Below are 18,241 nucleotides of genomic sequence, written 5' to 3' on the forward strand. Positions count from 1 at the left end.
GTTTACTTCAAAAATTCGGTCAGGGCGGCGACGACGCCGCGATTGGCTTCTTCCGGTCCAACCGTAATGCGCAATGCATTCGGAAAGCCGTAACCGCCGACGCGACGCAGGATATAACCGCGTCTGGAAAGCCATTCGTCAGCTTTGTCCGCCGAATGCGCAGCATCTTCGGGAAAGTGGATCAGCAGGAAATTCGTGACCGAAGGTGTTACCCGAAGTCCGAGCTTTGTGAACTCCTCGGTCAGCCAGCCAAGCCATTTCTCATTGTAGGCGATCGACTTGTCGACATGGGCGCGGTCCCGGATAGCGGCAGCGCCTGCTGCAATGGCGGCCGAATTCATGTTGAACGGTCCACGAATGCGATTGACGGCATCGATGACGTGCAGGGGCGCATACATCCAGCCGATACGCAGGCCCGGCAGCCCATGGATTTTCGAGAAGGTGCGCGTCATGACGACATTCTCGTTGGAAGAAACGAGTTCAAGGCCTGCTTCGTAGTCGTTGCGGCGCACATATTCGGCATAGGCCGCATCGAGAACAAGAAGCACATGCTTGGGCAGTCCGGCATGAAGGCGACGGACTTCCTCGAAAGGAAGATAGGTCCCGGTCGGATTGCCCGGATTGGCGATGAAGACGATCTTCGTGCGCGGCGACAGGCCAGCCAGAATGGCGTCCACATCGATCCGCTCGTTCTTCTCCTTGACGGTGACCGGCGTTGCACCCGCACCCAGGGTCTGGATCTTGTAAACCGCAAATCCGTGTTCGGTGATGATGGTTTCATCGCCCGGAGCAAGATAGGTCTGGCAGAGCAGGCCAAGCAGTTCGTCTGAGCCGTTGCCGCACATGATATTCGCTAAATTGAGCGCCTGCGTTTCGGCAATCGCCTGCCGCAGAGCCAGCGCCTGCCCGTCGGGATAAAGCTCCAGTTTTTCGCCTGCGCGTCGATAGGCTTCCACGGCATGCGGGCTCGGACCGATCGGCGTTTCGTTGGATGAGAGCTTATAGACCTTGGCGACGCCTTCCACATGTTCCTTGCCGGGTACGTAGGCTGCGATGTCGAGCAGGCCTGCCTTGGGCTGGGGACGGGTAAGGTTCTGCGTATCGGTCATGATTTTGGCTCCGCCAAAAGGTCAATATTAAAGGTCTGATGGGGCATATCCCGCCATTGCGTCCAAGTCGAGAAAAACCTTGGCCGATAATGCTTGTCGGCCGCAGCAACTGTACGTTTTTGCGGGGCTTGGTGCGTAAATGTCCTAGTTTGCGTTAGAATCCGAAATTCGGCGCCACACTAGTTTTTACGATCTGTCTTGCCGGTTCCTGCCGGTACTTTCCGCAACCCGCCGACAGGTGTTCCTTGCGGCGCAAGAACCGGAACGAAAACACGGCGCGACGAGCGCTGGGCAACGGGCAGCCCCTGATAAAGCCGCTTCTGTGCTTCCACCACCAGAACGCCGGAAAAGACCGGCCACAGCCGCCGCCCCATGCCTTCGAGCGCGAGACAGGGCCGCATCATCCAACGCCGCGTGGCAGGAGGGAAGTGCAGGGCGTCACTCACAGTGCTGACGGTGAAATTCGCCTCGCGCAGCAAGGTCGTCAGCTGGGTACGGCTATAGGGCCGCCCGCTGCCGAAGGGCGTATGCTCGAAGCGGGCCCAGAGACCCCGCCGGTTCGGCACCACGATAACGAGCCGCCCATTGGGCGCGAGAACGCGCCACATCTCCTTCAGCGTTTCCGTCGGGTTTTCCGCGTACTCCAGGGCATGCACCATGAGCACGCGATCAATCGAGGAATCGGGCAGCGGCAGTTCCTCGTCGAAAACGAGCGCTGTCGCCGGCTTTTCCACAGACGGCCAGGCGACGGCTCCCTGACCGGCAGGCATGAAGGCAAAGGTCCGCTCCGTATCGGCGCTGAAACGGTCGAGATAGGGCAGGCTGTAGCCCATGCCGACAAGCCGCTCTCCCGGCACGCGATCCCACAATCCGGCAAGCGCCATACGGATGGCGCGTTCCGCGAGATGGCCCAGAGTGGTATCGTAAAATGATCGCAGTTCGATGATGTCCGGATGCATGGAAGCCACGCTATATGAAATCTCGACGTTGGGAAATGGAGAAGCCGGAGCATCTTCAAGTGGTGGGGTGCAATTTCCTCAAACCATGGTATAGAGCGGCCTTTCCGGCGCCTTCATGCGCCGCCCAAGTCTGCGCGTAAGCGAACGATCAGGAGAAGCAGCAGATGCCCGAAGTCGGCGGCAAGACAATCGAAGTTCTCTTTAGTCCGGATGAGATTGCAGGCCGCAATCTTGAGCTTGCCAAGGCCATCGCCGAACGCAAGTTCCACAATCTGCTGACGATTTCGATCCTGAAAGGGTCCTTCATCTTTGCAGCCGACCTCATCCGCGCAATGCATGATGCGGGTGTGGAACCCGATGTGGAATTCATCACCGTTTCGAGCTACGGCAAGGGGACGACAAGCACGGAAGTTCGTCTGCTGCGCGATATCGACAGTGACGTGCGCGACCGCGATGTGCTTCTGATCGACGATATTCTGGAATCCGGCAAGACGCTGAAGTTCGTCCGCGAACTGATGCTGGAACGCGGAGCTCGCAGCGTCAGTATCGCCGTTCTTCTCGACAAGAGCGTGCGCCGCAAGGTCGATCTCCACGCCGATTTCGTGGCTTTCGAATGCCCGGATTATTTTGTCGTCGGCTATGGCATGGACGTGGGGCACGCCTTCCGCCAGTTGCCTTATGTCGGTCGGGTGATGGAATAGAGCCTGTTTCTCAATCGAACTTCAACAGGCGCTGCAGATATTCCTTTTCCATCTGCGGCGTCAGCGCATTGCCGAGCTTGCGGCGGATTTCATCGAGAATTTCACGCGCGCGCTGAATATCGATTTCGCCGGGAATTTTGACGTCATCGTTAAGGCTGTCCCCGGTGCCCTGCTGCCGTCCGAGTGGATCGCGGCCCCTGCTGCCGTTGGCTCCGCTTTGCCCCTGTCCGTCCTGACCCATGGCCTGCTGCATCTTCTGCATCATGTCGCGCCCACCGCGGCGCAGCGCGTCAAGTGCACTGCCCTGCTGGTCGTTTGCTTCCGCGCCTTCGCTTCGGCCCAGCGCGTCCGTTGCATTGCCCATTGATTTTCCGGCATCCGAAAAATCCTTGCCGGGTTCGATGCCCATGCCCTTCAGATCGTCCATCAGCTTCTGCAGATCGGACTGGAGGTCCTTCTGCTGCTGTTGCAGCTTGCGCATGGCTTCCGCCATATCGGGCGGAACATCGCCCTTTCCGCCCTGGCCTTGTCCGTTTCCGGTTTCACCGCCCATGGAACCGTCATCACCCGGGAGCATGTTGTCGCCGAATCCGCCTTCACCGTCGCTGCCGCCGAACTGACGCTGCATTTTCTGATCGAGGTCGAAGGTCTCGTTCATGGTCTTTTGCTGGCGCTGCATCAATTCGCCAAGCTTGTTCATCTGCTGCTGCATCTGGCCCTGCTGGCCTTGCCCCTGACCTTGCTGACCCTGCTGCGCCTGCCCCATTTGCAGGTTGTTCATCAGGTTCTGCAATTGCGACAGGAGTTCTTGCGCCTGATCACGTGAGCCCTGACGCGCCAGATTTTCAATCTGGTCCATCATGCGCTGGAGATCTTTTTCCGTGAGCATCCGCGCATTGGGGTCCGGTGCGGCCCGGCGGGCATTCGGATTCTGCTGCTGGCGCTGGGCGAACTCCCGCAGGAAGTCCTGCATCGCCTTGCGCAGCTCTGCTGACAGCTTTTCGATCTCCTCCTGCGAGGCGCCATTCTGCAGAGCGTTCTTCAGGGCTTCCTGTGCCTGCCGTAGGCGTTTTTCGGCGGCGGACAGATTGCCGTCCTCGATACCGAGTGCCACCTGCCACATATAATCCGCCGCATCACGCAAGTCGTCATCGCTTCTGGCAAGCCGCAGACGTGTGCCAATCGTGACCAGTCCCAGATAATGGGCGGCATTCTTGATGGTTTCTTCCGGACGGAGAGTTATTGCCGACAGCATGTCGAGCACATGATCGCGCTGCGTCGCGTCAAGCGCCAGAATACGGCGCTGCTCCGCGACAGCACGGGCAAGCGGGTTGCTGAAAGGGCGCTCCGGCAAGGTGATGACCTTGGTTTCACTGCGGCCCGTTTGTCCTGCCGCATCGGTTACAACCAGCGTGAGCGCAACCTTTTCGCCGGCCCATGGGTGCTCGGTCAGGTCCTTCGACGTGGTGGCGTCCCTCACGCCGCGGCGCGGCAAAGCAAGCGGCAGTTCCGGCGCGTCGTAAAGCGGCGCGGCTTCCTCATCCTCATCGTTGTTGAGCGGGACGATCTCACCTTCGGCCTTAACCGGCGCATAGTCGTCATCGATCTGGTAGGAGAGCTGCAATGTGCCATTCAACGCACGCCCCGGCTCTTTTGTAAAGCGGATCGTCGGCGGGTTGTCCGGAGTAACGGAAAACTTCCAGCGGGCATCGGTGCCGGAAAGCGCCAGGGTTTCGTCCTGCTGCAGATCATAGCGGAAATTGCGGCTGCCATCGACGACAGCATGTTCTGTAGGGGCCTTCTGGTCTTCACTGGCGTTTACCGGCTGGACGTCGCGGCGCTCGCCTTTCGCATCGGTCGCGGTAAGCCGTTCAGAGCCGCCGCCAATCACCCGGACCGAAAGAATGCTGCCTTGCGGCACGTTGATTGCGGCCTCGTCGCCTTCGTTCGTGGCGGTCAGGAACACGGGAGCGCGGCCGGTGTAGCGTGGTGGCGTCACCCATGCATCGATGCGCGCAACGGCAGTGCCATTGCCCGGACGGATATGAAAGGCATCGGCAATGCGGCCGCTGTTCGGACTGAAACTATAAGCGAAAGCGGTTACGAAAAGGAGAGCGACCACCGCTCGAAGACCAAGAGGGTCGTGTTCGGGAACCCGCGTGTAAGGCAGGCCGGATTGCAGGTTTTTCAGCCGGTCCGCCATGCGGCGCTGGTGTTCGCGCCATAAGGCCACGGCAAATGGATCATGTTCTCCGGTTGCCATATGGCCCGTCTGCACGGCGAGCGGTTCGTGAACGAGGCCGTTGATCGCCTCGATACGGCTTGTAATGTCGCTGTCGATCGGGGCTCGAAAGCGGAACAGCAGGTAGATCGATACGAGGCCGGCAAGCCCGAAAAGCGCCAGAATGCCAAAATGCAGCCAACGCGGCATCATGCCGAACAGGCCAAACCAGCCGAGGCTGAGAAACAGGCCGATCAGAAGTATCAGCGGCAGGATGAGCGGCCAGAACCGCTCGAAGCTGATTGAGAGAAAGGCGCGCAGACGTAAACGGCGGAGGCTGGCACCGTCGCCCCAAAACAGCCGCAGAAAAGCATCTCGCGCAAGGCGCGGCCTGTCTTTCCTGTCGTTGCTACGATCCGTCATCTGGGCTTTCTGGCGTGTATCACGTTTTTATCTTGCAACAGGATAACACGCATCATGGCAAAGGCGAGGCTTTGCCATGATAATTGTATTCTGGGGATTATAACCACTCGGGCACGGAATCGAGTGCGAGCAGTTCTTCATAAGTTCGGCGCGGGCGCACGACGTGATAGCGGTCGCCATCCACCAGCACTTCCGGAATAAGCAGGCGGCTGTTGTAAGTGCTGGAGAGCACGGCACCATAAGCGCCCGTGGTGCAGACGGCAATCAGGTCGCCGGGCGCCGGTTTGGCCACTTCCCGGTCGAGGCCCAGATAATCGCCGGTTTCACAGACCGGACCAACGAAATCGGCGCGGATACGCGGGGCATCGTCTTTCGGCAGGGCGACCGGCTTGATGTCGTGAAACGCATCGTAAAGTGTGGGACGAATCAAATCGTTCATCGCCGCATCGACGATGACGAAGTTCTTGGCATCGCCTTCCTTCACGAAGATCACTTCCGTCACCAGAAGTCCTGCATTGCCGACAATCAGGCGGCCCGGTTCGAACACGGTCTTGAGGCCGAGCGGCTTGATATGCCTGGCAACGATTTCAGCATAGGCCGCGGGCAAAGGTGGCGGCGTATTGTCAGTGCGATAAGGAATGCCCAGTCCGCCGCCAACGTCGACGTGGCGGATATCGTGGCCGTCGGCCTGCAATTCCTTGACCAGTTGCGCCATCAGGGCAAACGCATCGTCGAATGGTTCCAGATCGATGATCTGGCTGCCGATATGCATATCGATGCCGACCACGTCGAGACCGGGCAGGCTTGCTGCACGGGCATAGGCTTCCCGCGCCTTGACGCGGGGAATGCCGAACTTGTTCTCGGACTTGCCGGTCGAAATCTTGGCGTGGGTCTTGGCATCCACATCAGGGTTGATACGCAGCGATACGGATGCGACCTTGCCTGCCTTGACGGCGCGGGCGGAAAGAATTTCGAGTTCCGGTTCGGATTCCACGTTGAAGCAATAAATGCCAGCTTCCAACGCAAAGTCCATTTCGTGCGGCGTCTTGCCTACGCCGGAAAACACGATCTTGTTTGCCGGGATGCCCGCCGCAAGCGCACGGCGAATCTCGCCTTCCGAAACGGTATCGGCACCCGCGCCCAGCTTGGCCAGCGTTTTCAGGACGGCCTGGTTGGAATTGGCTTTCAGCGCATAGGTAACGAGCGTTTCCATACCGGCGAAGGCTTCGCTGAACACGCGGAAATGGCGCTCCACGGTCGCGCGGGAATAGACGTAAAACGGCGTACCGACGGCCTGTGCGATTTCAGGCAGGCTGATATTTTCGGCGTGAAGGACGCCGTTGCGATATTCGAAATGGTTCACAGAAAAGGCCCTACAGCGGAAACTTACAACAGCTTGTCGAGGATGATTGGCTTGTCTTCCTTCGGTTTCGGCTTGGTGTGACCCTGTTCGTCGGTCACGACGGCAGATGGCGGCGGCTCAAGCGGGCCCTTGCGGCCGCAAGCGGCAAGCGTGGCGCTAAGCGCGGCGATCAGAAGCACGGAAGAAATGGCGGAGCGGCCTGTCATCAGCTTTGGTTCCCGAAATAAAATCTGTTGGCGCTAGCTGTAACGCAAAATTTCCAAGAGTGGAATCATCCGTTGACTGGATGATTCCACATGACGTCATGTTGATCGACTGTCAGGCCTTGGTAATGCGCTTCTTCCAGTAACGAATCTGGCGGCGCACTTCCTGCGGGGCCGTGCCGCCGAAGGACTGGCGGCTCTTTACCGACTTTTCGACTGTCAGGTAGCCGAAAACGGCATCGGTGATACCCGGATGGATCGATTGCAGTTCCTCCAGCGACAGCTTCGACAGATCGACCTTGCGGCTTTCAGCCAGAGCGACGGCGCGTCCGGTCACGTGATGGGCCTCGCGGAAGGGAAGTCCCAGTTCGCGCACCAGCCAGTCGGCGAGATCGGTCGCAGTGGAATAGCCGGAACCTGCCGCCTTCTTCATCGAGGCCACATTGATTGACAGGTCCCGCACCATACCGGCCATGGCTGCAATGGCGAGTTCCAGATTTTCGGCGGCGTCGAAGACCTGTTCCTTGTCTTCCTGCATGTCCTTGGAATAGGCGAGCGGCAGCCCCTTCATGATGGTCAGAAGTGCAACCAGCGATCCGTTGATGCGGCCCGTCTTGGCGCGAACCAGTTCGGCGGCATCCGGGTTCTTCTTCTGCGGCATGATGGACGAGCCGGTCGAAAAGGCGTCCGAAAGCCGCACGAAATTGAACTGCGGTGTGGACCAGATGACGATCTCTTCGGCGAGCCGCGACAGATGGCCGGCGCAGATCGCGGCAAGCGACAGGAATTCCAGCGCGTAGTCACGGTCGGAAACACTGTCGAGCGAATTGCGGGTCGGCTCACGAAAGCCGAGCGCCTTGGCGGTCATATGACGGTCGATCGGGAAGCCTGTTCCCGCAAGGGCTGCCGCACCCAAAGGCGATTCGTCCATGCGCTCGATTGCATCGCGCACACGCGACAGGTCGCGGCCGAACATTTCCACATAGGCCATGCAGTGATGACCGAAGGTGACGGGCTGCGCGGTCTGGAGATGGGTGAAACCCGGCATCACGGTTGCGGCGTGTTCTTCGGCGCGCTCCAGGAATGCTTCGATCAGGTTCTTGAGCGCGGCGGCGGTCTTTTCCAGTTCCCGCTTGACCCAGAGGCGGAAATCGACGGCCACCTGATCGTTGCGCGAGCGGGCGGTGTGGAGACGTCCGGCGGAAGGGCCGATCAGTTCGGCAAGCCGCGCTTCGATATTCATGTGAATGTCTTCGAGCTTGCGCGAGAATGTGAACTTGCCTTCCTCGATTTCCTTGAGAATGGTTTTCAGGCCATCTTCGATCTGGCGATGGTCCTCCGCCGCAATAATGCCTGTCTTTGCCAGCATGGCTGCATGGGCAAGCGAGCCCTGAATATCCTGCGCATAGAGCTTGCGGTCGAAGCCGATCGATGCATTGATCTCTTCCATGATCGCATCCGGGCCTGAGGCAAAACGGCCGCCCCACATCTGGTTGCTTGATTTTTGTTCGCTCATGCTCATATGCCCCGAGTGACGATTTGGCGGAATATTGGAAAGAAGTAACGCGACATGGCAGAAGACAACGAAAAGGCGAATTCCGAACAGCAGACGAAATCGGGAAATCGCAAGATCGTCCTTCTTGCCGCCCTTGCCGGTGTCATTGCCGGTATCGTGGCGGTATACGTGATGGAGCGGCCTTCTGGCAATGTCGTTGACCAGAATGTTTCAGCGAATGTTGCGGCCGAAAGCGACGAAGCATCGGCGCAGTGCGCTCTTAAAGCTGATGCGCTGAAGGCGCTGGATGCAGCTGCGACCGGCGGTGTGGCAGCCATGCGCGCTGCCGAAAAGCCGATTTCCGTCTCGCATATCGCCTTTACCGGCCCGGACGGCAAACAGATGACGCTCGGGGACTTCGAGGGCAAGACGCTGCTGGTCAATCTTTGGGCGACGTGGTGCGCTCCCTGCCGTGAGGAAATGCCCGCTCTCGACAAGTTGCAAGGCGAGAAAGGCGGCAGCGATTTCGACGTTGTCGCCATCAACATCGATACCGGCTCCGACGACAAGCCCAAGGGGTTTCTCAATGAAATCGGCATCAACAACCTGACCTTGCACCGGGATGCTTCCATGTCGAGCTTCAACGAATTGAAGCGCAAGAACCTGGCTTTTGGCCTTCCCATAACCCTGCTCGTAGACAAGGATGGCTGTCAGATAGCATCCATGAACGGACCTGCGCCGTGGGACAGCCCGGAAGCCAAAAAACTCATCGAAGCGGCCAAAAATCTTTAGTCTCGACAAAAGCGAAATGCGGTGGCTTTCTTTCCTGTGAGGGAAGGAGACCGTCCATGAGCTTTGAAGTCTGGCTCGCATTTTCCGCCGCATCCATCGTGCTTCTGGTAATACCGGGACCGACCGTATTGCTCGTCGTATCCTACGCTCTGGGACAGGGGTGGAAGGCGGCTTTTCCGATGGCGGTCGGTGTCGCGCTTGGCGATTTTACAGCGATGACGCTTTCCATGCTTGGCGTGGGTGCGCTGCTCGCGGCATCGGCAACCGTGTTCACCGCAGTCAAATGGGCGGGTGCGGCCTATCTGATCTGGCTCGGCATAAAGCTGTTCCGGGCTGGCGGCGCCCTTCATGCAAACGCCCGGCATGACAAGGTGCATCCGGTGCGGATGCTGGTTCATGCATGGCTGGTGACGGCGCTCAACCCGAAGAGCATTACCTTTTTTGTGGCTTTTCTTCCGCAGTTCCTGAGCCCGCATCGGGATTTCCTGACCCAGATGCTGGTTTTCGAAAGCACGTTCCTCGTGCTCGCTTTCCTCAATGCCTTTTCTTATGCGCTTCTGGCAACCCGCGCGCGCGGCTTCTTTTCGAGCGAACGGGCGCTGCGCATCTTCAATCGGGCGGGCGGAACTTTGCTGATCGGCGCGGGTGTCGCCACTGCCTCGATGCGGTCAGCCTGAGACAAAACCGGCTCGTTTCAGCCGAACGATGGCAAGATCCAGCGCCGAGAGAAATGCAGAGCGATCTTTCGGTGAAAAGGGGACAGGGCCGCCGGTGATTTCGCCTGCGGAACGCAAGCTGTCCATCAGATTGCGCGTCGCCAGCGTGTTGCCGATGGTGCTCTGGGTGTGAACGCGCCCGTTCGGTGCAATTACCGAGGCACCTTTTTCGAGCGAGCGGCTGGCCAGAGGAATGTCGGCGGTAATCACGATGGCGCCCGGACGGGAATTTTCGGCGATCCAGTCGTCGGCAGCGTCCAGCTTGTCCGATACGATGACGCGTTCCACGCGCTCCGCATCGCGCGGGATGGCAATGAAACTGTTGGCCACCAGCATGACCGGCAGATTGTGCCGTTCCGCCACACGATAGATTTCAGCCTTCACCGGGCAGGCGTCTGCATCGACAAAAATGTGGATCGTTTCGGGTTGCGTGTTCATGCTGCTTCATAAAATGGGAGCGGCTGTTTGGCAAATTCAACGCTGCGATCAGTTTTATGCGATAGGGGATCGGCGAAAAACGGTATAAGGCGGGCCGCAAAAGTGAGAGTTCCGCCATGGCCGCCCGTTTCTTCCCCATCATGTTCGTCCTGCTTTGGGCCACCGGTTTCATTGGCGCGGGGCTTTCCATGCCTTATGCCGAACCGTTCACCTTCATGGCGGTGCGTTTTTCCATTGCAGCCCTCATCATGACGCTCTGGGCGCTGGCAAGCCGGAGCATCTGGCCCAAGGGAGATGTTCTTCTCCATGCGGCGATTGCCGGATGTCTCATCCACGGCGTTTATCTCTCCGCCTTGTTCTGGGCCGTTCACCACGGTCTGCCTGCGGGAATGTCGGGTCTCGTGGCAGGTCTTCAGCCGATGTTGACCACGCTGATCGCCGCCATTCTTTTGGGCGAACGGGCGAGCGGGCGGCAATGGGCCGGGCTTCTCATCGGCTTCATCGGCGTGGCAATGGTGGTATGGCCGAAATTTTCGGCGGGCAGCGGCGTCGATCCCAAAAGCCTTGCGGCGGCTTTCGTGGCCGTGCTGGCGATCAGCACCGGCACGGTCTGGCAGAAACGTTTCGGCACGGCGGGCGACCTCAAGGCCGGGACAGCCGTTCAGTATATCGCTGCGGCCATTCTCACCGCTGTGTGTGCGTTTGCCTTCGAGACGCGCATCATGATCTGGTCGCCATCGCTGATCTTTGCGCTGGTCTGGCTGACGCTTGCCATTTCCATCGGGGCGATTCTGGCACTTCTGGTCATGATACGCGAAGGCGCAATGTCGAAAGTTGCTTCGCTGTTCTATCTCGTCCCCGGCACGGCCGCGATCATGGCCTATCTGATTTTCGGCGAAACGCTGTCGGCGATCCAGATTGCGGGCATGGTGGTGACGACGCTCGGCGTTGCGCTGACGACGTTACGCCGGACATGATGCCGAAAAGTGGGAACTGGTTTTCGGACCGGATCATGCGCTGATTTTTATGAGTTAAGCTCGGGCTGTTGCTCTCGCTTGCGGAAAATCATGATGGCGGCGTTTATTTCCGCGCCGATGATGAAAATGGCCGACAGCATGTAGAGGAAGACGATCGCCACCATGATCGAGGCCAGACCGGCATAGGTCGTCACGTAATTGGCAAAGGTTTCCAGATATTTGGCAAAGGCCATCGCAGCGGCAAGCCAGGCGATGAGCGTGACCAGTATGCCCGGCAGGATGTCGCCGAGGCTGCGTCGCCCGGCGGGAAGCCAGATGTGTACCATGAACAGCGCCAGAACCAGAACCGCCACCGCTACCGTATAGCGCCAGAAGGCGATGGTGCCTGTGAACGGCGCTATGTCAGGAAACCATTGTTCGGCAATACGCACGGCAAGCGGGGCCAGAACCAGCAGGAAGCTGATGGCCATCAGGCTCAGCGTGCCGACCAGAACGAAGCCGAGACTTTGCAGGCGGCAGAAAATGATCGAACGCTGGTCTGTCACCCGATAGGCGCGGTTAAGTGCGATGCGCAGCGCCTCTACGCCGTTGGAGGCAAAATAGGCGGCTGCGATGACGCTAAGGGTCAGAAGCCCGCTGCGCTGGACGGTCAGCACGTTCATCACTTCGTTGGCGATGGGAGCGGCGATGTTCGACGGCCACATGTCGAAGATGACATGCACCGCCGTATCGGCAAATTCCTTGGTGCCGAGAAAGCTCGCGAGCGTCGTGGCGAAGATGAGGAACGGAAACAGCGCCATCAGGCCGGAAAGCGCAATGTGGCTGGCGAAAGCCCAACCGTCGTCCGAACTGAAATGACCAATGACGTCCCAGGTGATCTGACGGAGAAAACGTCTGATTTTTCGCATCCGCAGATTTGTCCCCAAAGTCGCGATTGGCGTCTGAAACGCGTTCAGCCGGTGTTTCAAGGCCTTAAATCTAGCATCGGTCCGCGGATTGCAAGGGCAGGCCCCGTTTTAAACCGGGCACGAATCAAGCAATCTTGGCAAAACGGCAGCGGGAAACGAACATATGGCTCCGGCACGATCCGGTCAGAACCGACAGCGCAGCATCATCATTACCGGTTGCTCCTCCGGGATCGGCGCTTATTGCGCGGAAGCGCTGAAGAGCCAAGGCTGGCGCGTCTTTGCGACCGCCCGCAAGGATGCGGATATCGATGCGCTCCGGGCAAAGGGCATTGAGGCGCACTATCTCGATTATACGCAGCCGCAGTCGATCGCGAATCTGGTCGACGAGGTGCTGCGCCAGACTGACGGCACGCTTGATGCGCTGTTCAACAATGGCGCTTATGCACAGCCCGGCGCGATAGAGGACTTGCCGGTCGAAGCCTTGCGCCAGCAATTCGAAGCCAATTTCTTCGGCTGGCATGATTTGACCCGCCGCGTGATTCCCATCATGCGCCGGCAAGGGCACGGGCGCATCGTTCATTGCTCATCGATTCTGGGACTGGTGCCCATGAAATGGCGCGGCGCTTATGTGGCGTCCAAATTTGCGCTTGAAGGGCTGATGCTTGCGCAACGCATGGAACTGGAAGGTTCCGGTATCGATGTGTCGCTGATCGAGCCCGGTCCGATTGCGTCGCGCTTTACCTACAATGCCGCCAGCCATGCGGAAGCCAATATCGACATGGAAGCGTCTGTTCATCGCGAGCTTTACCAGCGCCAGATGGCGAAATTGAAAAGTGGCGGCACAAAATCCAAGAACAAGCTTGGACCGGAAGCCGTCTATGCTGTACTGCTTCATGCATTGGAGGCGCCGCGTCCCCGCCCGCATTACGTGGTGACGAGACCGGCGAAACTTGGTTCACTGGCGCGGCGCCTGATGCCTGCACGCTGGCTTTACCGAATGCTGTCCGACCAGTCATGAGGTCAGGAACAGTGCGCATGGGAAGGAAATGAAATGGACGTTCTGTTCAAGGGCGCGGCAATGGTGGCCATGTTTGCGGTGGCTGTCGTTCTGATCATCGGCCTGCGCAACATGATGCGCGGCGGCGACGCCAATTTTTCCAACAAGATGATGCAGCTGCGGGTTTTCCTGCAGTTCATTGCCATAGTCCTGATCGTCGGGGCGATCTATTACGCCCGTGTGAAAAACGGTCAATAAGGCATGGTCAAGCTCAACAAGATCTATACCCGTACAGGCGACAAGGGCACGACAGGACTGGCCAGCGGGCCGCGCCGGCTGAAGTCGGACCTGCGCGTCGAAGCCTATGGCACTGTGGATGAAGCCAATGCCTGCATCGGTATGGCACGCCTCCATACAGGCGGTGAAAACAATCCTCATGCACAGATTGATGCCATGCTGGCACGCATCCAGAACGATCTTTTCGACCTTGGCGCTGATCTGTCGACGCCGGATGACGGGAAACCGCTCGCCTACGAACCGCTGCGCATCGTCGCTTCGCAGGTCGCGCGTCTGGAAGCCGACATTGATCTCCTCAATTCCGATCTGCAGCCGCTCCGCTCATTCATTCTCCCCGGTGGGTCGGCTGCATCTGCCGCATTGCACCTTGCCCGCACGATCTCTCGCCGGGCCGAGCGGCTGATGGTTGCGCTTGCCCGTGTCGAAGGTGAAGTCGTCTCGGCGGAGGCTTTGCAATATATCAACCGCGTTTCCGATTTCCTGTTCGTGGCGTCGCGAACCGTCAATGATAATGGCGCGCAGGATGTTCTCTGGGTGCCGGGCGCGAACCGCTAGTCTAAACCCCTCGTTTGTTGCCCCAGATCAGCACGTGGAGCTGGGGCAGGACGTGCGCTTCGTACCAGCCATCCGCAATCATCTTTTCCACCAGCCATTCCATCCGCCGCATGATGCCGTCGATGTCTATTGCAGCGTCATTCGCTTCGGGCGGTGGCGGAGTGTGATTACCCGGCTGGAGATAGACTGGAAGGTGAGCATGCCGATTAGCCACTTCTTTGGCAAAGGCGTAATCGGCGTCATCAAAGATCACGAATTTCAGCACCGTTCGCGGCGTATTGCCCGCAGCCTCGATACATGCGGCCAGCGCATCGAAATCGGTGTCCATGGCGCTTGAGGGCGGCTTTGGGCTCAATACCAGCGTGTCGAGCGCTGAAAACCAGCCCTGTGCAACTGACCCTTGCGTTTCCAGCGCAAAGCGATAGCCGTCTTTCCTGCCATGTTCGATCAACGGTCCCAGTGGCTGGATGGCCGGATTGCCCCCCGAAAGTGACACTGTCAGGGGCTTATTTCGGGAAAGTGCCGTCACTTCATCCCAAATCGCCTCGACACTCATTGGCTTCCATTCATGACGAAAACGGCTCTCGACGGCATGCAGGCTGTCGCACCATGCGCAGCGATAATCGCAGCCGCCGGTTCGCACGAATACCGTCGGCTGGCCGATGAGCACGCCTTCGCCCTGTATCGTGGGACCGAAAATTTCCGCGATCCGTATCCGCGTCACGGTCGGTACTCGGCCCATGTCTTGGGCGTTTCGCTGACCCGCACGGCGGATATTTCCGGCCAGCGCGCATGGCACCACTCAAAAAAGTGCCGGGCGAGGGTTTCAGCCGTGCTCTGATCATGGCCCAGAACGTCGTTCAGATGGCGATGGTCAAAACAATCATCGATATAGCGCTTGAACGGCGCCAGCTCATGATAGTCGCGAACAAAGCCGTGCTCGTTGAGATCGGAAGCCGAGAGTTCGACCTCAACGATATAGTTGTGCCCGTGCAGGCGGGCGCATTGATGGTCTTCCGGCAGGCCGGTCAGCTGATGCGATGCGGAGAAATGAAATTCCTTGGTAATGCGAAACATCAGACGCTCCGCTTCTCGATTGCCGCACGCCAGAAATCGGCATCCACATAGAAGGTCGGGTCTTCGATACCGGCGAGATGAAAGGCTTCCCGTCGCTCGACACAGGTGCCACAGCGTCCACAATGATGTTCGCCACCCTTGTAGCAGGACCACGTTGCGGCAAAGGGCGTGCCATATTTTGCGCCATCGATAACGATGTCGGCTTTGGAAACGTGCACATAAGGCGCGAGCAGTTTTATGTCGGCATAGCCGTCCAGTGCATGGTCCTGCATGGTCTGGAAAGCATCAATAAAATCGGGGCGGCAATCGGGATAAATGAAATGATCACCGCCATGGACGGCGAGCGCCACAGCGTCGGCCTTTTGTGCAGCGGCCACCCCAAAGGCAATCGCCAGCATGATTGCATTGCGGTTCGGCACGACGGTAATCTTCATCGTTTCTTCAGCGTAATGCCCGTCGGGAACATCGACATCGTCGGTGAGGGCGGAGCCGGTAAGGCTCGCGCCGATAGTCCGTATGTCGATGATCTGATGGGGAACGCCGAGCCTTTCGGCACAGGCTTTGGCCGAATCCAGTTCCTTCCTGTGGCGTTGGCCATAGTCGAAGGAGAGGATGGCTGTGAGTTGATGTTCGGCTGCTATTCTATAAGCAAGCGAAACAGAATCGAGTCCGCCGGAGCAGACGACGAGCGTTTTCATAAGTCAGGGTTCCTTGTTTTGACCGGGTAGGCTGCGACCGGATTGCGAGGCGTTACCTAAAGCATGCTGCATCGCTTGTAAACGACACGAAAAAGGGGAGGCGTCGGGTTGCTCGGATTCGGAATGACCTGTTGTCAGAATAAATTGATTTTAATCGATATAGCGGCCTGTGCCTGATTGACGTGCACGTCAACCGTCTTTAGGTTTCGTGCCGGTTCCCGGCGGAGAGGCAGCGCATTTGCGTCACTACCCAGTTTTGCGCCGGTGCCGCTTTCATGTCGGATTTTGACATGCGGGTGGGAGTTCACGGCGGCATAGTCGTGCTGCAGAAGTCATTGAAGAGGTAATCGCGGATGAAAGTCCTTGTCGCAGTGAAACGGGTTGTCGATTACAACGTGAAGATCCGTGTAAAGGGAGACGGTTCGGGGGTTGAGCTTTCGAACGTGAAGATGTCGATGAACCCTTTTGACGAGATCGCGGTTGAAGAGGCGATCCGTCTGAAGGAAGCGGGCAAGGTGACGGAGATCGTCGCGGTTTCGGTTGGCCCGGCACAGGCGCAGGAAACGCTGCGCACGGCACTTGCCATGGGTGCGGATCGCGCGATCCTGGTCAAGACCGACGAGACGGTCGAGCCGCTTGGCGTTGCCAAGGTCTTGAAGGGCGTGGTCGAAGCGGAAAAGCCGGACTTGGTCTTCCTCGGCAAGCAGGCCATCGACGACGATTCCAACCAGACCGGCCAGATGCTGTCGGCGCTCTTGAGCTGGAGCCAGGCAACCTTTGCCTCGAAGGTGGAGCTGGGCGATGGTTCGGCCAAGGTAACGCGTGAAGTGGATGGCGGTCTCCAGACCATCGATGTGAAGCTTCCGGCGATCGTCACGGTCGATCTTCGCTTGAACCAGCCGCGCTATGCGTCGCTGCCCAACATCATGAAGGCCAAGAAGAAGCCGCTTGACGAGAAGTCGCCTGCCGATTTCGGCGCCGATATCGCGCCGCGTCTGAAGGTTCTGAAGACGGAAGAGCCGGGCGGCCGCAAGGCTGGCGTCAAGGTCGGCTCTGTCGCAGAGCTGGTTGAGAAGCTGAAAGCCGACGGCATCATCTAAGAAATCGGAAGGGACGAGACAAATGGCTATTCTTCTTATTGCCGAACACGACAATGCAACCCTTTCCGACCAGACGGCCAAGGCGCTGACGGCTGCCGCCCAGATTGGCGGCGACGTGGATGTGCTGGTTGCTGGCAAGGGTGCAAAACCTGCAGCCGATGCGGCAGCCAAGCTCAATGGCGTGCGCAAGGTTCTGCTTGCTGAAAGCGATGCGCTGGAAAACCGTCTGGCCGAGCCGACGGCAGCGCTCATCGTGGAACTGGCTGCCAATTACGACACGATCATTGCACCTGCGACGACTTCGGCCAAGAACATCCTGCCGCGCGTGGCAGCACTTCTCGATGTGATGCAGCTTTCCGAAATCATGGAAGTCGTATCGGCTGATACGTTCAAGCGTCCGATCTATGCGGGCAATGCGATCCAGACAGTGCAGTCGACCGACGCGAAGAAGGTCATCACGGTGCGCACGGCTTCCTTTTCGGCAACGGGCCAAGGCGGTTCGGCTGCGGTTGAAAGCGTCAATGCGGCTGCCGACCCGGCGCTGTCGAGCTTCGTCGGCAATGCACTTTCGGAATCGGATCGTCCGGAACTGACCTCGGCGAAGATCATCATCTCGGGCGGTCGTGCGCTTGGTTCTGCCGAAAAGTTCCAGGAAGTGATCCTGCCGGTTGCCGACAAGCTTGGCGCCGCAGTCGGCGCCAGCCGCGCAGCCGTTGATGCCGGCTATGCGCCGAACGACTGGCAGGTTGGCCAGACGGGCAAGGTGGTTGCACCGGACCTTTACATCGCGGTCGGTATCTCCGGCGCGATCCAGCACCTGGCGGGCATGAAGGACTCACGCGTCATCGTCGCCATCAACAAGGATGAGGAAGCGCCGATCTTCCAGGTCGCCGATTATGGCCTCGTCGGTGATCTCTTTACCGTCCTGCCGGAACTGCAGAAAGCGCTTTAATCGACCAGAAAGCGGCGGGCCAGTCCCGCCGCTTTCTGTTTGGGGGGGGTGGGCAAGGAAGCGCTGATTTTGCTTTCGCTGAATGAGGGCTGTATCTGTCTCAGGCAGAATTGGTATACTGAAGCATTTCCAGCAAAAGTGCGAAGCGGTTTTGCGTTGGACAATGCGTAGAGACAGAGCATTTCCAGCAAAAGTGCGAAGCGGTTTTGCGTTGGATAATGCATAGATACAGAGCATTTCCAGCAAAAGTGCGAAGCGGT

Annotated in this window: 20 protein-coding genes; 9 read left to right on the forward strand and 11 right to left on the reverse strand. The window is 58.6% G+C overall.

Annotated features, from left to right (window positions below; translation table 11 throughout):
- Nucleotides 1-2 precede the first annotated feature (2 nt).
- Both hisC and JNC63_RS14780 read right to left on the reverse strand, forming a co-directional pair.
- Entirely contained in the window at nt 3-1,109 is a 1,107-nt protein-coding gene (hisC, locus tag JNC63_RS14775) for a histidinol-phosphate transaminase (protein ID WP_006467927.1), read from the reverse strand.
- Nucleotides 1,110-1,288: 179 nt separating this feature from the next.
- Nucleotides 1,289-2,068 carry a class I SAM-dependent methyltransferase gene (locus JNC63_RS14780; protein ID WP_006470935.1) on the reverse strand — a complete coding sequence of 260 codons (780 nt, stop codon included), beginning with the start codon at nt 2,066-2,068 and terminating at the stop codon, nt 1,289-1,291.
- 164 nt (nt 2,069-2,232) lie between these two features.
- Between JNC63_RS14780 and hpt the strand changes: the two genes are divergently transcribed.
- The gene (gene hpt, locus JNC63_RS14785) at nt 2,233-2,769 is read left to right on the forward strand and encodes a hypoxanthine phosphoribosyltransferase (protein WP_063881783.1); all 537 of its coding nucleotides are present in this window, start codon (nt 2,233-2,235) and stop codon (nt 2,767-2,769) included.
- A 10-nt stretch (nt 2,770-2,779) separates the two neighbouring features.
- On the opposite strand, the gene JNC63_RS14790 is transcribed toward hpt, so the two are convergent.
- The 4 genes from JNC63_RS14790 to argH form a co-directional block, all read right to left on the reverse strand.
- Nucleotides 2,780-5,413: a TIGR02302 family protein gene (locus JNC63_RS14790; protein ID WP_063619731.1), complete on the reverse strand. Its 2,634-nt coding sequence runs from the start codon at nt 5,411-5,413 to the stop codon at nt 2,780-2,782.
- 97 nt (nt 5,414-5,510) lie between these two features.
- Nucleotides 5,511-6,776: a diaminopimelate decarboxylase gene (gene lysA, locus JNC63_RS14795; RefSeq protein ID WP_063619729.1), complete on the reverse strand. Its 1,266-nt coding sequence runs from the start codon at nt 6,774-6,776 to the stop codon at nt 5,511-5,513.
- 23 nt (nt 6,777-6,799) lie between these two features.
- Nucleotides 6,800-6,982, reverse strand: coding sequence for an LPS translocon maturation chaperone LptM (lptM, locus tag JNC63_RS14800; protein WP_021587436.1), 183 nt, complete (start codon nt 6,980-6,982; stop codon nt 6,800-6,802).
- Nucleotides 6,983-7,094: 112 nt separating this feature from the next.
- On the reverse strand, nt 7,095-8,495 hold the full coding sequence (argH, locus tag JNC63_RS14805) for an argininosuccinate lyase (RefSeq protein ID WP_063619727.1): 1,401 nt from the start codon (nt 8,493-8,495) through the stop codon (nt 7,095-7,097).
- A 54-nt stretch (nt 8,496-8,549) separates the two neighbouring features.
- Between argH and tlpA the strand changes: the two genes are divergently transcribed.
- Both tlpA and JNC63_RS14815 read left to right on the forward strand, forming a co-directional pair.
- Nucleotides 8,550-9,266, forward strand: a complete 717-nt coding sequence (gene tlpA, locus JNC63_RS14810) for a thiol:disulfide interchange protein TlpA (protein ID WP_063619725.1) — start codon at nt 8,550-8,552, stop codon at nt 9,264-9,266.
- Between the two features lie 56 nt (nt 9,267-9,322).
- Nucleotides 9,323-9,943: a LysE family translocator gene (locus JNC63_RS14815; RefSeq protein WP_063619724.1), complete on the forward strand. Its 621-nt coding sequence runs from the start codon at nt 9,323-9,325 to the stop codon at nt 9,941-9,943.
- On the opposite strand, the gene JNC63_RS14820 is transcribed toward JNC63_RS14815, so the two are convergent.
- On the reverse strand, nt 9,935-10,420 hold the full coding sequence (locus JNC63_RS14820) for a YaiI/YqxD family protein (RefSeq protein ID WP_063619722.1): 486 nt from the start codon (nt 10,418-10,420) through the stop codon (nt 9,935-9,937). The genes JNC63_RS14815 and JNC63_RS14820 overlap by 9 nt on opposite strands.
- A 116-nt stretch (nt 10,421-10,536) precedes the next feature.
- Here JNC63_RS14820 and JNC63_RS14825 point away from each other — a divergent pair, with 116 nt between their 5' ends.
- A complete protein-coding gene (locus JNC63_RS14825) occupies nt 10,537-11,397 on the forward strand; it encodes a DMT family transporter (protein WP_063619720.1) in 861 nt (286 codons plus the stop codon).
- A 47-nt stretch (nt 11,398-11,444) separates the two neighbouring features.
- Here the strand turns inward: JNC63_RS14825 and JNC63_RS14830 are convergent, their stop codons facing one another.
- Nucleotides 11,445-12,305 (reverse strand): YihY/virulence factor BrkB family protein, encoded by an 861-nt coding sequence (locus tag JNC63_RS14830; RefSeq protein WP_006470933.1) that lies wholly within the window; start codon nt 12,303-12,305, stop codon nt 11,445-11,447.
- A 163-nt stretch (nt 12,306-12,468) separates the two neighbouring features.
- Between JNC63_RS14830 and JNC63_RS14835 the strand changes: the two genes are divergently transcribed.
- The 3 genes from JNC63_RS14835 to JNC63_RS14845 are packed head-to-tail and all read left to right on the forward strand — an operon-like array spanning nt 12,469 to nt 14,154.
- Nucleotides 12,469-13,323: an SDR family oxidoreductase gene (locus tag JNC63_RS14835; protein ID WP_063619718.1), complete on the forward strand. Its 855-nt coding sequence runs from the start codon at nt 12,469-12,471 to the stop codon at nt 13,321-13,323.
- A 33-nt stretch (nt 13,324-13,356) separates the two neighbouring features.
- Complete coding sequence (locus JNC63_RS14840; RefSeq protein WP_006467913.1) at nt 13,357-13,560, forward strand: twin transmembrane helix small protein; 204 nt, start codon at nt 13,357-13,359, stop codon at nt 13,558-13,560.
- Between the two features lie 3 nt (nt 13,561-13,563).
- Nucleotides 13,564-14,154 (forward strand): cob(I)yrinic acid a,c-diamide adenosyltransferase, encoded by a 591-nt coding sequence (locus JNC63_RS14845; RefSeq protein WP_063619716.1) that lies wholly within the window; start codon nt 13,564-13,566, stop codon nt 14,152-14,154.
- A 1-nt stretch (nt 14,155) separates the two neighbouring features.
- Here JNC63_RS14845 and queE read toward each other — a convergent pair whose 3' ends face one another.
- The 3 genes from queE to queC are packed head-to-tail and all read right to left on the reverse strand — an operon-like array spanning nt 14,156 to nt 15,929.
- Entirely contained in the window at nt 14,156-14,896 is a 741-nt protein-coding gene (gene queE / locus JNC63_RS14850) for a 7-carboxy-7-deazaguanine synthase QueE (RefSeq protein WP_063619714.1), read from the reverse strand.
- Nucleotides 14,875-15,231, reverse strand: coding sequence for a 6-carboxytetrahydropterin synthase QueD (gene queD, locus JNC63_RS14855; protein WP_006467910.1), 357 nt, complete (start codon nt 15,229-15,231; stop codon nt 14,875-14,877). The genes queE and queD overlap by 22 nt, the downstream gene beginning before the upstream one ends.
- Nucleotides 15,231-15,929: a 7-cyano-7-deazaguanine synthase QueC gene (queC, locus tag JNC63_RS14860; protein ID WP_063619712.1), complete on the reverse strand. Its 699-nt coding sequence runs from the start codon at nt 15,927-15,929 to the stop codon at nt 15,231-15,233. The genes queD and queC overlap by 1 nt, the downstream gene beginning before the upstream one ends.
- A gap of 353 nt (nt 15,930-16,282) precedes the next feature.
- On the opposite strand from queC, the gene JNC63_RS14865 reads away from it, so the two are divergent.
- Nucleotides 16,283-17,029, forward strand: coding sequence for an electron transfer flavoprotein subunit beta/FixA family protein (locus tag JNC63_RS14865; RefSeq protein ID WP_063881773.1), 747 nt, complete (start codon nt 16,283-16,285; stop codon nt 17,027-17,029).
- Nucleotides 17,030-17,051: 22 nt separating this feature from the next.
- A complete protein-coding gene (locus JNC63_RS14870; protein WP_063881771.1) occupies nt 17,052-17,981 on the forward strand; it encodes an electron transfer flavoprotein subunit alpha/FixB family protein in 930 nt (309 codons plus the stop codon).
- Nucleotides 17,982-18,241 lie beyond the last annotated feature (260 nt).

Source organism: Brucella ciceri (genome assembly GCF_041930145.1).
Lineage (GTDB): Bacteria > Pseudomonadota > Alphaproteobacteria > Rhizobiales > Rhizobiaceae > Brucella > Brucella intermedia.

Excerpts from the sequence above, each read along its gene's own strand:
- hisC (WP_006467927.1), bottom strand. The coding sequence starts at position 1,109 with ATGACCGATACGCAGAACCTTACCCGTCCCCAGCCCAAGGCAGGCCTG.
- JNC63_RS14780 (WP_006470935.1), bottom strand. The coding sequence starts at position 2,068 with ATGCATCCGGACATCATCGAACTGCGATCATTTTACGATACCACTCTG.
- hpt (WP_063881783.1), top strand. The coding sequence starts at position 2,233 with ATGCCCGAAGTCGGCGGCAAGACAATCGAAGTTCTCTTTAGTCCGGAT.
- JNC63_RS14790 (WP_063619731.1), bottom strand. The coding sequence starts at position 5,413 with ATGACGGATCGTAGCAACGACAGGAAAGACAGGCCGCGCCTTGCGCGA.
- lptM (WP_021587436.1), bottom strand. The coding sequence starts at position 6,982 with ATGACAGGCCGCTCCGCCATTTCTTCCGTGCTTCTGATCGCCGCGCTT.
- argH (WP_063619727.1), bottom strand. The coding sequence starts at position 8,495 with ATGAGCGAACAAAAATCAAGCAACCAGATGTGGGGCGGCCGTTTTGCC.
- tlpA (WP_063619725.1), top strand. The coding sequence starts at position 8,550 with ATGGCAGAAGACAACGAAAAGGCGAATTCCGAACAGCAGACGAAATCG.
- JNC63_RS14815 (WP_063619724.1), top strand. The coding sequence starts at position 9,323 with ATGAGCTTTGAAGTCTGGCTCGCATTTTCCGCCGCATCCATCGTGCTT.
- JNC63_RS14820 (WP_063619722.1), bottom strand. The coding sequence starts at position 10,420 with ATGAACACGCAACCCGAAACGATCCACATTTTTGTCGATGCAGACGCC.
- JNC63_RS14825 (WP_063619720.1), top strand. The coding sequence starts at position 10,537 with ATGGCCGCCCGTTTCTTCCCCATCATGTTCGTCCTGCTTTGGGCCACC.
- JNC63_RS14830 (WP_006470933.1), bottom strand. The coding sequence starts at position 12,305 with ATGCGAAAAATCAGACGTTTTCTCCGTCAGATCACCTGGGACGTCATT.
- JNC63_RS14835 (WP_063619718.1), top strand. The coding sequence starts at position 12,469 with ATGGCTCCGGCACGATCCGGTCAGAACCGACAGCGCAGCATCATCATT.
- JNC63_RS14840 (WP_006467913.1), top strand. The coding sequence starts at position 13,357 with ATGGACGTTCTGTTCAAGGGCGCGGCAATGGTGGCCATGTTTGCGGTG.
- JNC63_RS14845 (WP_063619716.1), top strand. The coding sequence starts at position 13,564 with ATGGTCAAGCTCAACAAGATCTATACCCGTACAGGCGACAAGGGCACG.
- queE (WP_063619714.1), bottom strand. The coding sequence starts at position 14,896 with ATGGGCCGAGTACCGACCGTGACGCGGATACGGATCGCGGAAATTTTC.
- queD (WP_006467910.1), bottom strand. The coding sequence starts at position 15,231 with ATGTTTCGCATTACCAAGGAATTTCATTTCTCCGCATCGCATCAGCTG.
- queC (WP_063619712.1), bottom strand. The coding sequence starts at position 15,929 with ATGAAAACGCTCGTCGTCTGCTCCGGCGGACTCGATTCTGTTTCGCTT.
- JNC63_RS14865 (WP_063881773.1), top strand. The coding sequence starts at position 16,283 with ATGAAAGTCCTTGTCGCAGTGAAACGGGTTGTCGATTACAACGTGAAG.
- JNC63_RS14870 (WP_063881771.1), top strand. The coding sequence starts at position 17,052 with ATGGCTATTCTTCTTATTGCCGAACACGACAATGCAACCCTTTCCGAC.